This window comes from Modicisalibacter radicis (genome assembly GCF_900961225.1).
Taxonomy (GTDB): domain Bacteria; phylum Pseudomonadota; class Gammaproteobacteria; order Pseudomonadales; family Halomonadaceae; genus Modicisalibacter.
On sequence record NZ_CAAHFN010000109.1, the window covers coordinates 74,066 to 87,683 of the forward strand.

The window sequence follows — 13,618 nt, forward strand, 5'->3', positions numbered from 1 at the left end:
CACCGGCGGCTATCCGGCGACGCGCCTTCTCGCTGGACGATCTCAACGGCCGCCTGGTCGAGGCCGCGGCCCGCGCCATCGAGCAGGGCGCACTCGATAACGCCGGCTTGAACGAGCTGGCCGCCGCGTCATCGAAGCGCAATGAAAGCGACGCTATAGCCTCACTTCGACGGCCGGATCGCTGCCGGGCTCCAGTGCCTCTCCCTTCCACAGACGATGCAAGCGGGTCTTGAGAATGTCACCGGGCCCCGAGATGAAGGCAGGACGGCCGAAGTGCGTCATGACCTCGTGCTGGCGTTCGAGAGCACGCCGGTCCTGCGAGACCACCGGCGCCAGGAACAGGCGTATGGCCGCCTGCTTGAGCCAGCCGGGCACGGTGCCGCTGGGCGTCGAAAAGCGCGCGAAGGGCATGAAGCTCCCTTCGGTGACCGGCGTGAAGATGGCGGTGACGCACAGGGTGAGGCTGGACTCGCCTTCCCAGCGGGCCTGCACGGTGGTGGGCGGATAATAACGGGAAACACTGCGTGAACGAGTGCGCTCCAGGAAGCGCGACATCATGCCCAGGTCGGGGGCAGTCTGTTCGATCGCCATTTCGATCCCGTCACCGTGGCTGGTCACGATCAAGGACACCGGCAATCGCTTGTCACGTCGACGAATGAAACCGTGATGCAGGTGGTTGGTATGAAAAGGGTCCATGACATTCTCGATCGCATCGAAGGCGCGACCGGTCCAGCAGCCCTGCTGCCACCAGAAATGGTCGAGTGCCGGATTACCGAAGTCGGGGGGCAACGGTGGCTCGGCTGGCGCCGTATCGGAGAGCGTCACGAAGATACCGCCGTGGCGCTCGACCACACGCAACGCACTGGCCTTCAAACCGTCATCGCGCGTCGTATCGACGAGACAGCCGGGGACCTCGAGGCAGGTGCCGTCGCCGGCGAAGCGCCAGCCATGGTAGGGACACTCCAGTCCACCCTTGTGCACCCGGCCTTCGGAAAGCGGGTAATTACGATGCGGACAGCGATCGACCAAGGCACCGACCCCCTGCTTGCCACGGAACAGGGCAATGGGTACATCACAGCACATCGTCTTGCGCACTCGATGGCAGGCGAGATCTTTCGACAGGGCGACCAGGTGCCAGGCATCGCGCACCGACTGGGGATAGTTCATCAGGGTAATTCCTCGCCATTCCACTCGAGATCGTGTGTTGTCGCGGCATTGGTCGAGATGTTGCGCATGACGCCTGCCAGGGTAAAGGCAGCGGCATCCACCAATGCGCCGAAAAAGGGCCGACGATCCCCCGGGCGGGAAATCGCATCATGACCGGAGACCAGGCAGCGCCACCATTGGCGTACCTTGGTATCACGCAGCGCACGGGGCAGGCCCAGCAAGAGCATCGCCGGCCCGAGATAGCAAGTCGCCGACGGCGAGGCTCCGGGGGCAGGAACGCCATCCGCCATCGCCCGGGCCAGGTCCCCCGCGCCAGCGAGCAGGTGCACGCCACTGGTGGCCCGGGGGTTGCACTCGAGCAGGAAGGGAGAACCCGCGGTATCGAACATCACGTCGCAGGCGAACTGACCATGGATGCCCGCGGAGCGCGCCAGACGTGCGGCAATGTCGCTCAGCACCCGTTCACGCTGGCTGGTCAGGGGATCGAAGGCGTAGCTTGCGCCTCCCTGCAGGCGCCACTCGGAACCGTAGGCGGCAAAGGCAACGAGCTCGCCACGACGTGCGACGGCATAAAAGCAGGCCTCTTCGCCGATGATCCGTTGCTGAGCCATCCAGGGCGCATCGGGACCGGGGGTAATCGCGGTCAACTCGCACGGGCCGGGTGCGACCCGGGTACGGTCCCCGAATCGACCGAACCGCGGCTTGAACACCCAGTCGCGACTCGTATCCGCGAAATCCGTCAGATCCCGGACGGAGTCGATGGGGTGAGACGCCGGCACCGGCAACCCGGACGCGGCACAGTGGCGGGCGAAGGCCAACTTGTCGTGGAGCCGGCGCAGCGTCGGCAACGGCGAAGCACACAGACGCGCTTCCAGGCGGCCCTGCATGGCCGGCGCGGCAAGATAGAAAACCTCTTCACAGGTCGGCACGACCAGCTCGATGTCGAAGGTATCGACGAGTTCGACGATGCGCTCGCGGAATGCCGCACTCTGATGCCTGGGCGCCGGATAACGATGAACACGTGCGGGGGCCCTCGACCAGCTCGCCATCCGCGCCGGTACACAGTCGGCCAGATGCGGTTCCCATCCGGCGGCGGCGAAGTCGCGAGCGAGATCGAGCGCCGCGGCGGCCCGGGCACCGGTAATCAGGACACGCCTAGGCATTGCCACCTTTTACCTTGCGGCGCTTGGGACCGCGCCACGCGGTCAGATCCTGCATCACCACGACCGGCACCGTTCCTCCAAGCTCGCGTGTCAGCGATCGCGCGGCAAGCGTGGCGATATCGGCCGGACAGCAGGGTGACACGTGAAGCACGACGCGATCGGTATCCGCCACCGCCTGCCAGTTCGTGTCGCCTCCCAGCACAGCTTCGATCGCCGCCACCACGCGTGGGGGCGTGAACGTACGGCCCGCGTAGTACCAGATATCCGTCACGCGGCCTTGCGGCGGATGAATGACGCGTCCCGCGAAACCGCATGGGCAAGGTCGTGCATCGATCTCGAGGTAGTCGTCGCCGCGGACACGCACGATCGGCTGGCTGACCCGGCGCAGGTCGGTGATGATCGGCCGGTAGCCCGGCGTCCCCGGTACCGGCTCGAGTTCAATGATCATGACATGATCGTTCAGATGCAGGCGCCCTTCGGCGCACTCGGCGGCAATGAACCCTTCGGTCGCCTGATAGATGCCACGCGGTCTCAAGCCCAGCCTGTCGTCGACGAAGCTGCGTTCGGCCTCGCTGACCGGCTCGCTGCCACAGAACAGATGCCGCAGGGAAGGAAAGCGCGCTCCGGCCCGGGCAAAAGCAGCCAGACGATGCGGCGGTGCGATCAGGATCGTCGGATCGAATTGTCTGAGTCGTTTCAGGGACGCCTCGGTCGACTCGCCGAGCGGAACATGCGCAAAGGCGAAGCGGCGACGTCCGACGTCACTGTAGAGCGAATTGCTGGCCCGCAGGTGCAGGGCCAGCCGCTGACGCCGGAGCAGGTCGGGCGCCGGCAGTAGCCGGGCAAGAATCTGCCCGAGATAGTCGGCACGCTCCGAGGGCCGCGACAGAAACAGCCCGCGGGCGCCGCTCCCCGATCCCGTCGACCAGCCCGCCGACAATTCACCGGACGCAGCCCCCTCTTCGGCATCTTGCGCCAGGGCGCGCAATGTCGCATCGCTCATGCCCAGGCTGTTCCAGGCGCCGTAATCGCGGCGCAGGGTAGCGGTATCCGTGATCGGAAAGCCGGCCAGATCGCTTCCCGAATGGAAGGATAACGCAGGGGTACGCGCCAGCACCGGCTGCAGGTCACGCCACAAGGCGGCTCGGCTCGCCGCCAGCTGATCGGGCGACATGCGCAGTGCCCGCCGCGTCCTCAGCCAGGACCGGAAGACTCGATCAATCCGCATGACTCTCGCGAAACCTCGACGCGCTATCGGCACAGTGGGAAGGCAGAATGGTCAATTCACGATTACCCCTGTCGGCCGCGATCAGCGCCTGTAGTGTGGCGCGATAGCGCCGTGTGTTGCCGAGCAGCGCAGTGGTGACGAACGGCGGTGGCCGGCCCTCGCGTATCGACTTGCCCAGCCACACGGCATCGCCCGCGAGCAGCACCTGGTGGTCCCGGGTGGTACGCAAGGCAAGCCCCCAATGGCCGACACAATGCCCCGGCAGTTCCACGGCTAGCAGGCTTCCGTCGCCCAGAATGTCGTGCCCCGCGGTGAATGGCGCGAATCCACCGGGCAGGCGCCTGACCGGTGCTTCTTCGAAAAAGCGGGCGTTGGCATCGACCCCACGAGGCACCAGGGCCGGTAGCAGGCCCCGCCGGACCCCGCTGAAACGGCCGGTCCGGCGCAGCCCATCGAGCCCGGCGCGCGAGCAATGGACCGGACGCCGGGCAAGATGCCCGATTCCGGCAACGTGGTCGCCGTGAAAGTGCGAAACAATGGTTCCCGCGATGCTGTCCTCTTCGATGCCATGCTCGTCCAGCCAGGTCTTCCATTGCTGTCCCGCGCCGATATCGACGGGGGTCGCCCAGCGGTAGAGCCGTTCGGGAAACGGCGTGGTGGCTTCGATGAAGGCGCTGTCATACCCCGTATCGAACAGAAACAGGCCCCGCTCGGGATGCTCGATCACGCCGACGAGTGCCGGAAAGTCGACCGGACACAGACTCCCTCCCGAGATCGTGGCACGCTCGGGGTGACGACACGAACCGCGTTCGAGCCAGCGAAAGCCGACGCGAATCACGGCGTCCCCCGGGGGGAAGCGAGCTGCCGCGCTTCGGCCAGCAGCGTGTCGAGGGCAGCGTATCGTGGCCGGTATCCCAGCAACCGTCGGGCAGGCTCGAGGTCGAAGGTCTGCGAGTAGGCCAGGGTCGCCAGCTTGTAACGCGTCAGTGCCGGCTCACGCCGGGACCGGCTCAACCAGGCAAGCGCTTCCAGTGAGACGGCGATACCCTGCGCGACACGCAGCGGCAGCGGAACGAGACGTGGTGCCACGTTCAACGCGGCGGTGAGCCGCCGGGCAATGTCTTCCACGGCGAGGGGCACGCCTCCCGATACGTTGATCGCCCTGCCGGCCAGCCCGGGCGCGCGCGCTTCCGCTTCACAGATGGACCAGGCCGCATCACGCAGGTCGGTCAATTCGATAAGAGCCCGGCCCCCGCGGGGGAGCGGCATCCGCTGGCGCCCGGCAAGTTCGACCAGACTCGGCAGAATCACGCGGTCGCCAGGGCCGACCAGCGCGCGTGGCCGAATCGCGCAGCAGGCCATGGCATCCTCGCGTGGAGAAAGCACCCGGCGTTCCGCGATGGACTTGGTACGCGCGTAATGATTGAGAGGCCGGGAGGCAGGCGAGTCATGCTCGCCGATCGAGAGCCGGTCGCCAAAGGTCGCGAAAATGGACGGAGACGAGACGAACACGAAACGGGCCACGCCCGAGCCGGCAGCCGCTTCGAGCAGACGCTCGGTCACGAGGACGTTGTTGGTCTCGAAGGCCCGACGTGGCCCCCAGCTCGCCGACAGGGCCGCCGCATGAATCACGCTATCGGCACCCTCGCTCAACCCGGCGAGGTCGGCATCCGGTCGCGCAAGATCGGCCACGACGAACTCTGCCCCCAAGGCCCTCAACGCCTCTCCTGCCGGCGCCGAGCGGCCCACGGCGCGCACCTCGTGCCCGCGTCTCAGCGCTTCACGCACCAATGCCTTGCCCAGACCGCCGGTCGCACCGGTAATGAGCATGCGCCGACGGCTCATAACCGGATGACCATCGCACTGGCACTGACGCCAGCGGCAGTGCCGAGCAGCAGTACCGGGTCACCCGGCCCGGCGAGACCATGGGTGAGCACGTGGGAAAGCACGCTGGGTATCGAGGCGGCTATCTGGTTGCCGGTCTCCGGAAAGATCGTGATCACGCGCTCGCCCCGGGGCTCGAAAAGTCGCCTGACATGCTCGACGCCCGGGGCACTGGCCTGATGACACACCACACAGGCGAGAGCGTCACGATCGATTCCCGCTTGCGCGAGGGCGCGTTCAATGACGCCGGGCAGCAACTTGGCGGCGGCCTTGAAAATGCCGAAGGCATCCATCTCGAAATAGGAGCCGGCAATCAGCGCCTCGTAACCTTCTTCGACACGCAACCGCGTTCCCCCCGCGCGAAGCCGCGCGAGTTCCTGATGAGCGCCATGCGTGACCGTCGCACTCGACAGCATGCCGCACGGTTCGCCCGGTGCGGCCTCGATCGCCAGCGCCGCCGCTCCATCGCCGAAGATGGAACTCGTCTTGCGGACATCAGGGTCGAGCCCGGCCGACGCGATATCACTCGCAAAAAGCAGTGCGCGATTCCAACGCCCACATGCCACTCCCATGGCGGCGATATCGAATGCCGCCATGAATGACAGGCAGGTCTGATTGACATCGAAACTGGGGACACCCGACTGACCGAGGCCGAGACGGTTCTGCACCAGTACCGCCGTCGAGGGAATCGGTTGTTCCATCACCCCGCATGCACCGATGATCACGTCTGGCCGATCATCCTCCCAGCCTGCGCCATCCAGCGCCGCTCGTGCCGCCTCGGCGGCCATCATCGACGTCGTTTCCTCCTCGCCCGCCACATGGCGCGCGATGATGCCGAACTGGCGTTCTGTCGAACCGGGATCGAGGCCGTAACGCGCATCAAGCTGGCGCGATGACATCACACAACGAGGTCGATAAGCGCCCCACCCGACAATCGAGAAGTTGCTGATCAATTATCCATTCTCGCCGTCAATTGAAGCATCGAAGCATATTACAAAGTACCGTCAAGTTAAACGAATGTTCAGAACGTCACTGATTCCATGAAGTATGGCTATTATTTGGCTTCTTGAATCTCAAGAACCACTCCAGGCCATTGTCATAAACATCGACAGAGCAATGAACCGTTAAACCTTTATCAAACGGTCAGCGGTTCACGAAGTTCGAGAACACGTCACACACCTTGTGTTTTTATATTATTATCGAACTGCCCACGGTCGGCCCCTCTCTCGTCTCATGGCATGACTTCGCAACACGCGCCACACCACGAGCCCCGACCCTCAAGAGCGGCCGGGCCGCACGCACGACGAGGCCTGGCGCCTTCGCATCGCTCCCGTCGTCCTTGCCTCATTGTTTCTGCCCTGCCCCGAGGTCACACTGCGGCGCCCGCTTGAAGAGGATCAGCCACAGCGCCCCGGCGATCAGCACGCCACCGGCCAGATGCGCCAGGGTGACCCGCTCGTCGAGGAACAGCGCGCCCCACAGCACACCGAACGCCGGCACCAGCATGGTCACGGTCAGCGGCTTGACCGGCCCCAGGTCCTGCAGCAGGCGAAAGTAGAGCAGGTAGGCCAGCGCCGTGCAGGCCAGCCCCAGTGCCAGCATGGCCAGCCACACATCGCCCTGCAGCCAGTTCGTCAGCGACGGCTGACGCCAGGCTTCGAGCAGCATCAGCGGCGCCAGCAGGGCGCTGGCACCGGCCTGCGAGCCCAGCGCCAGCAGCCGTGAGTCCAGCCCGCCACGCTCGGCGACATAGCGCCGCACCAGAAAGCCCGAGAGCCCATAGCAGGCTGCCGCGACCAGGCAGGCCAACGCCCCGAACAGCAGGCTCAGGTCCACCGCCACCGGGCCGGTACGCACCAGCACGCCGACGCCCGCCAGGCCCAGCGCCACGCCGATCAGCCGGTCGCGGGTCATCGCCTCGTCGAACAGCGCCGCGCCGAGCAGTACGCCCATCAGCGGCGTGGTGGCGTTGAACATCGCCGAATAGCCGGCCGGCAGCACCTGGGCGGCAAGACAGAACATCGCGAAGGGGATCCCCGAATTGACCATGCCGATCGCCAGCGTCGTGCGCGCCTTGCCCTGGAAGCGCCACTGCACCCGCCACACGGCGAGAATCGCCAGCAGTCCCAGCATTGCCAGAAAGACCCGGAAGAAGGCCGTGACGAACGCTCCCAGCTCCGGCGCGGCGATGCGCATGAACAGAAAGCTCGCCCCCCACAGGGCGGACAGCAACAACAGGCGAAGTGTGGAATCCAGCGGCATGGCGGGCTCATGGTGAGGGATGTCGCTGGCCATCTTACCCCCAACGGCGCCCCGCGACCGGCCACTTTCGGCCATCCACCCCCACCGGTCCGATCACTATCCGACCGTCGGTGCAGGCAGCCCGTGTAGAAGTCGCCTGGGGGTCTGCGTCAAACGTTCTATGCCGCCGGAACGCACCACCACCGTCTCGCTGATCGCCACCCCCGCCGCGGACAGATACATATGGAAGACCATCCCCGCTTCCAACACCCATTGGGCAGCCGGCTGAAAGGCACAGGAGAAGTCGCTGGTTCGCGGCGTACGGGTATAAAGTCCAAGGCTGTATCCGGTGACGTTGTCGAAACGATGGCGCAATCCAGCCTCGAGCACCCCCTGGCGCGCGATGCGATCGACGTCACGGGCCACCGCCCCAGGCCGCATGGCCGCGAACTGGCGGTCCTGAATCTCGATCAATTGCCGGCAGATCGCGGCAACGCCGCGGCGATCCTCGCCGATCAGGATCGGACGCATCAGCCGTGCGCTGTAGTGCGCTACCTTCGGAATCAACTCGACATGGAGGACGTCGCCCGAAGCCAAGGGTTCATCGAGACGCCGGGCATGCAGGAAACCGCTGTCGCCCACCGCCTTGACAATGGGGCCGGTGTCGCCGCTGTCCGCGCCCTGCCGCAGAAAGAAGCCGGCTGCCATGGCCGCCGCGTCGCGAGCCGTGTCTCCGGCTTTCAACCTGCGGACAAGCCTCCCCATGGCACCATCGGCGATCGCGGCCGCACACTGCAGACGTTCGATCTCGGCGTCCTCCTTACAGCGGCGCAGGCCATCGCTGAGCCCACCGCTGTCGATCCAGCGTACCCCGGGGAGCCGTTCTCGCAAGCCGACGAAAGTGGCCAGGTCCATGCCGTAGGAGGTGTAGTCGAGGGCGACGACAGCAGCGCCCTGTCCCCGCTTGACGAGAGAAGCGGCAACGACATCCAGCGCATCGCAGTCGTCGGCGTAACCGACCACGTCCTCGAGCACGCCCTCCTCGCGGCAGGGCTCGACATCCAGCGCTCGCAGCACCATCCAGGGCACTCCGTCTACCGGCACCGCCACGCAGCGGTAATCGGTCTGCGAGACGCTGTAGCCGATCGCCCAGGCCATCAGTTCACCGTGGTCGATCAGCATCAGGTCGGCACCGATCCGGCGTAGTTCGTCGCGAATTCGACCGAGCCGCGCAGCGTAGTCGATGGCGATCATCGTCTAGTCCGCCACTTCGCACACGGTGAGAATCGCCAGCAGGTAGATCCGCACCATGTCGAGATAGTCACGGATCTCGACGCGCTCGTCCGGCATGGTGTTGTACTTGCCGCCGGGCCCACAGACAACGCCCTGCATGCCGAGACGCTGGTAGAAGTGCGCCGCGTCGGTGCCAAAATAGGCCGGCGGCGCGAACACGCCAGTCGGCTGAGGCTCGCCGCGCACCTTTTCGTAGGCGGCGTTCACCGCCTGGACGATGGCCGCCGCGGGGTCGACCTCGAATGGCGCCATGGTCGGCTTGCCTTCCTGGCGCTCGGGGATCAGTGTCGCCTCGAGACCGGGATGGCGGGTCTCCAGGCCATCGAGAATCTCGCGCAGATCCGCCAGCACGCTCTCTTCGGTCTGTCCCGGCGCATAGCGACAGCTGCCGCGTAGCCGGGCAAAGTCGGCCACCTGGGGCGGCCGCCACTCGTAGAGTTCGCGCCCGAGCGCGGCGTGCACCACACCGACATGACCGAGATTGACCTTGCGGTGCTCCTCGGACTTCACCCCGCTGAAGGTGGCGGCGTTGATCAGTGGCACCAGTTCGGTAGCGGCGGCCAGGGCGTCGACCGCCTCGCCGCGCTTGGACAGATGGCGCGTCTTGCCGGTCAGTTCGATGGTCCAGATAAGCGAGCCCGCGTGCATGGTCAGCGCCTGCAGGTCGGTGGGTTCGGAGTTGATGAAACAGTCCGCCGCGATGCCCTGCTCGATCGCCGCCACCGTGCCGATGCCACCCTGCAGTTCACCGACCACATAGGTCAGGATCACGTCGCCCTTGAGCCGCACACCGGCATCGATCAACGTCTTGAGCGCGCAGAAGTAGGCGGCGTCGCCGGCTTTCATGTTGGACACGCCGATGCCGTAGATGAAACGCTCGTCGAATACACCCCCCCACGGGTCTACCGTCCAGCCCTCGGTGACTGGGTTGGTATCCAGGTGCCCGTTGAACAGCAGACTCTTGCCGCCGCCGGCCCCAGGCAGGCGGCCGATGGCGTTGGCGCGACCACCCGGCACGTCCTGCAGCGCCGACTCCAGCCCCAACTCGCGCATCCGGGCGTCCATCCAGCGCGCCAGTTCGAGTTCGCCGTGGCTCTCGCTGTAGCTCTTGTGGCGTACCATGCGGGCGAGGAAGTCGAGGCAGAAGTCATCGTCGACACGGGCAAGCAGCTCATCGGACATCATGAGGCGGTGTTCCTTGTGGTTGTGCGGTGGCATGGGATACGACGGAGGGGACCGACGGACGCGAGACTGGCAACGGCGTCGCCGCCAGCAGCGCCCGGGTATAAGCGTGCGCCGGCCCGGCGGCCATGGCCTCGGCGCTGAGCAGTTCGACCAGGTCACCGCGATACATCACCGCAATTCGGTGGGCGATCTGCTGGATCAGATTGATGTCGTGAGTGATGAACAGATAGGCCGTGCCATGGTGCCGGCGCAGCGACAGCAGCAGTTCGATCACACTGGCCTGGACCGAGACGTCGAGCGCGGCGGTGATCTCGTCGCAGATCACCAGGTCCGGACGTGCGGCGAAGGCACGGGCGATCGCCACGCGCTGCTTCTGGCCGCCGGAAAGCTCGTGGGGATAGCGCCGCGCCAGCGCCGGCTCCAGGCGCACTTCCCTGAGCGAGCGGGCGACCGCCTGTGCCAGGGTCTCGCCCTCGGGCAGCCCGAACAGCCGATAGCTGCGCCCGATCAACTCCGTGACCCGATGGCGCGGATTGAGCGACGCATCGGGATGCTGGAATATCAGTTGGACACGGCGACGATAGTCATCGCGCAGCCTGCCACGCGTCGCCACGCGCTGGCCATCGAAGTCAATCTCTCCAGGGTGGTCGACCAGCCCGGTCAACGCCTTGGCCAGGGTCGACTTGCCCGAGCCGGATTCGCCAACGACACCGACGATCTCGCCGGGGGCGATGTCCAGATCCATCGGCGCCAGGGCGCGAAAACGGCGATCCGGGCGATCCAACCAACGCGCCAGCCACGAGTGGCGGCCGTAGTCGACACCGATGCCACGCATTGACAGCAGAGGCTGAGAGGCCTTGTCGGGACTCTCGTCGAGCAGCCGTCGCCGCGGATCCGGTACCGCCGCCACCAGACGGCGCGTATAGGGGTGCGTCGGGGCGGCGAAGATCTCCCGCGCTGGCGAGCGCTCGACGATCCGGCCCTTCTCCAATACGCAGACCCGATCGGCGATCCGCGACACCAGCGCCAGATCGTGGGAGATGTAAAGGGCGGCGACGCCGGTATCCTCACGCAGCCGCGCAAACAGGTCGAGTACCTGGGCGGCATTGATCACGTCCAATGCCGTGGTCGGCTCGTCGAAGATCAGGCAGGCAGGACGACAGGCGAAGGCGCCGGCGATCAGGGCCCGCTGTTTCTCGCCGCCGGAGAGTTGATGGGGAAAGCGCGCAAGCATTGCCTCGGGCTGCTTGAGATCGACATCCCCCAGCGCAGCAATGGCGAGGGCTCGCGCCTCAGTGCGCGAAGCCCGGCGGTGGCGACGGATCATTTCAATTAACTGCGAACCCAGCGTCAGAGTCGGATTAAGCGCCGCGCTCGGATCCTGGAACACCATACCCAGGCGACCGCCTCGCAGCGCACACAGGCGTCGCGGTTCGAGGGTGGTCAGATCATCCGCACCGAGACGAATAGAGCCACCGCCCTCGACCGCGTTGCGCGCAAGATAGCGCATGATTGCCCACGCCAGAGAGGTCTTGCCCGAGCCGGACTCGCCAACCACACCGACCACCTCTCCTTGCGTCACGTCGATATCGACATGCTCGAGCACCTCGAGCGGCCCTCGCGGGGTAAGGTAGCTCAACGAATAGTCGCTGACCGACAGCAAAGGCAAACTCATACGCGACTCCTTGGATTGAGGGCATCGCGCAGGCCGTCTCCCAGCAAGTTGAAACCGATCGCCACCAACGCGATGCAGAAGCCCGGCATGATCATCATCCACGGCGCGGTGAACAGATGGCTGCGCGCCTCGGAGACCATTAGCCCCCATTCCGAGGAGGGCGGCTGCGCTCCCAGCCCAAGGAAGCTCAGGGTGGCGAACAGCATTACCGCGAAGGCGACACGCACGGTGCCCTCGACGATAACCGGCGCGACGATGTTGGGCAGCATCTCGCGAAGCACGATGAAGCGGGTCGACTCACCGCGCACGATGGCGGCGCTGACATAATCCTGGGTGCGCACGGCGAGCGCCACGCTGCGCGCCACCCGCACCATGCCCGGGGTGAAGGCGATGGCGATCGCCGCCACCGCGTTGATATCGCTCTTGCCCAGGGTAGACACGATCAGCAGCGCGAACAGCAGGCTGGGAATGGCCATGATCGCGTCCATGGTGCGCATGATCGCCTCGTCGACACGACCGCCGAGATAGGCGCTGAGCGTGCCAACGACGGCACCGAGGAGCATGGCGATGGCGGTCGCCAACAGCGACATCACGATGGTCGCGTGAGCGCCGACCATCACCCGACTGAACAGGTCACGCCCCATCTGGTCGGTGCCGAACCAGTGGTCGAGGTCGGGCGGCTGGTAGCGCGCGGTGAACGACAGTGCATTGGGGTCATAGGGCGCCAGCCACGGCCCCAGTACAACCAGGATCAGCGCCAGCAGGCAGATGGCGACGCCAACCACCCCTTGGGGCGAACGTACGAGCGCCTTGAGGGTATCAGGCATATTGAATCCGTCGGTCGAGCCAGGCATAAGCCAGATCGGCCAGGAAGTTGGCCAAGGCATAGGTGGCGGCGATGATTAACACGCCGGCCTGGATAGCCGGCAGGTCACGATTCTGCACCGCGACGATCAGGGCGCGACCGATGCCGGGAATGGCGAAGATCTCCTCGACCACGATGATGCCGCCGAGCAGATAACCTACATCCAGCGCGACGATGGTGATGGTCGGCAGCAGCGCGTTGCGCAGCGCGTGGTGAAGCACGACACGACGTGGCGATAGCCCCTTGAGGTGCGCCGCGCGCACATAGTCGCTGGCGAGCACGTCGACCATCTCGGAACGCACCATGCGCGAGACGTGGGCGACCAGAATCATCGACACCGTCAGCGTCGGCAGCACCATGTGCGCCAGCCAGCCACCAATGCTTTCGGTGACCGGAACATAACCGGTGGCGGGCAGCCAGCCGAGAAAATCGGCGAACAGCAGCGCGACCACGGTCGCGGTCACGAATTCGGGCACCGAGATGCCGATATAGGAGACCATGGCGACGACGAGGTCCATTGCCCGCCCCCGATGCAGCGCCGCAACGATCCCCAGCGGAATGGCCACCGCCAGCATCAGCACGAGCGCGAGCAGTGCCAGCAGCAGCGAGCGGCCCAGCGCCGGGAACATCATCGCGGCGACATCCTGACCGGTACGCATCGAGCGACCGAAATCACCCGCGGCGATCCCGCTCAGCCAGTGCCAGTACTGCAGCCAGGCCGGCTGGTCCAGCCCCAGTTGAGCACGAACCTGGGCCAGCGACTGCGGAGTAGCGGAAGCGCCGAGCAGCGTGACCGCCGCGTCTGCCGGCAGCAACTGGGTCATGCCGAAAACCAGCAGCGAGACGACCAGCAGCGTGTAGACGATGGTCAACAGCCGTCGCCCGAGATAGGCCGCGGTCATCGCACGCCTCCCGCG

General features: G+C 65.8%; 12 protein-coding genes. All 12 read right to left on the reverse strand.

Annotation, left to right across the window (positions count from 1 at the left end):
* Positions 1–153: 153 nt before the first annotated feature.
* A complete protein-coding gene (locus HR9077_RS18570; protein ID WP_136068793.1) occupies positions 154–1,167 on the reverse strand; it encodes an aromatic ring-hydroxylating oxygenase subunit alpha in 1,014 nt (337 codons plus the stop codon).
* A complete protein-coding gene (locus tag HR9077_RS18575) occupies positions 1,167–2,330 on the reverse strand; it encodes an ATP-grasp domain-containing protein (protein ID WP_136068794.1) in 1,164 nt (387 codons plus the stop codon). The genes HR9077_RS18570 and HR9077_RS18575 overlap by 1 nt, the downstream gene beginning before the upstream one ends.
* Positions 2,323–3,504 carry a hypothetical protein gene (locus tag HR9077_RS18580; protein WP_136068795.1) on the reverse strand — a complete coding sequence of 394 codons (1,182 nt, stop codon included), beginning with the start codon at positions 3,502–3,504 and terminating at the stop codon, positions 2,323–2,325. The genes HR9077_RS18575 and HR9077_RS18580 overlap by 8 nt, the downstream gene beginning before the upstream one ends.
* A gap of 43 nt (positions 3,505–3,547) precedes the next feature.
* On the reverse strand, positions 3,548–4,396 hold the full coding sequence (locus HR9077_RS18585; protein WP_136068796.1) for an MBL fold metallo-hydrolase: 849 nt from the start codon (positions 4,394–4,396) through the stop codon (positions 3,548–3,550).
* A complete protein-coding gene (locus HR9077_RS18590; protein ID WP_168380997.1) occupies positions 4,393–5,388 on the reverse strand; it encodes an NAD-dependent epimerase/dehydratase family protein in 996 nt (331 codons plus the stop codon). Before HR9077_RS18590 ends, HR9077_RS18585 begins: the two co-directional genes overlap by 4 nt.
* Before the next feature lie 11 nt (positions 5,389–5,399).
* Entirely contained in the window at positions 5,400–6,395 is a 996-nt protein-coding gene (locus HR9077_RS18595; protein ID WP_136068798.1) for a 3-oxoacyl-[acyl-carrier-protein] synthase III C-terminal domain-containing protein, read from the reverse strand.
* 391 nt (positions 6,396–6,786) lie between these two features.
* Positions 6,787–7,704: a DMT family transporter gene (locus HR9077_RS18600; protein ID WP_136068799.1), complete on the reverse strand. Its 918-nt coding sequence runs from the start codon at positions 7,702–7,704 to the stop codon at positions 6,787–6,789.
* A gap of 96 nt (positions 7,705–7,800) precedes the next feature.
* Entirely contained in the window at positions 7,801–8,937 is a 1,137-nt protein-coding gene (locus HR9077_RS18605) for a M24 family metallopeptidase (protein ID WP_136068800.1), read from the reverse strand.
* Positions 8,938–8,940: 3 nt separating this feature from the next.
* The gene (locus tag HR9077_RS18610) at positions 8,941–10,161 is read right to left on the reverse strand and encodes a M20 family metallopeptidase (RefSeq protein WP_136068801.1); all 1,221 of its coding nucleotides are present in this window, start codon (positions 10,159–10,161) and stop codon (positions 8,941–8,943) included.
* Positions 10,148–11,836 (reverse strand): ATP-binding cassette domain-containing protein, encoded by a 1,689-nt coding sequence (locus HR9077_RS18615; protein WP_136068802.1) that lies wholly within the window; start codon positions 11,834–11,836, stop codon positions 10,148–10,150. Before HR9077_RS18615 ends, HR9077_RS18610 begins: the two co-directional genes overlap by 14 nt.
* On the reverse strand, positions 11,833–12,663 hold the full coding sequence (locus HR9077_RS18620; RefSeq protein ID WP_136068803.1) for an ABC transporter permease: 831 nt from the start codon (positions 12,661–12,663) through the stop codon (positions 11,833–11,835). Before HR9077_RS18620 ends, HR9077_RS18615 begins: the two co-directional genes overlap by 4 nt.
* Positions 12,656–13,603: an ABC transporter permease gene (locus tag HR9077_RS18625; protein WP_136068804.1), complete on the reverse strand. Its 948-nt coding sequence runs from the start codon at positions 13,601–13,603 to the stop codon at positions 12,656–12,658. Before HR9077_RS18625 ends, HR9077_RS18620 begins: the two co-directional genes overlap by 8 nt.
* Between the last annotated feature and the right edge of the window lie 15 nt (positions 13,604–13,618).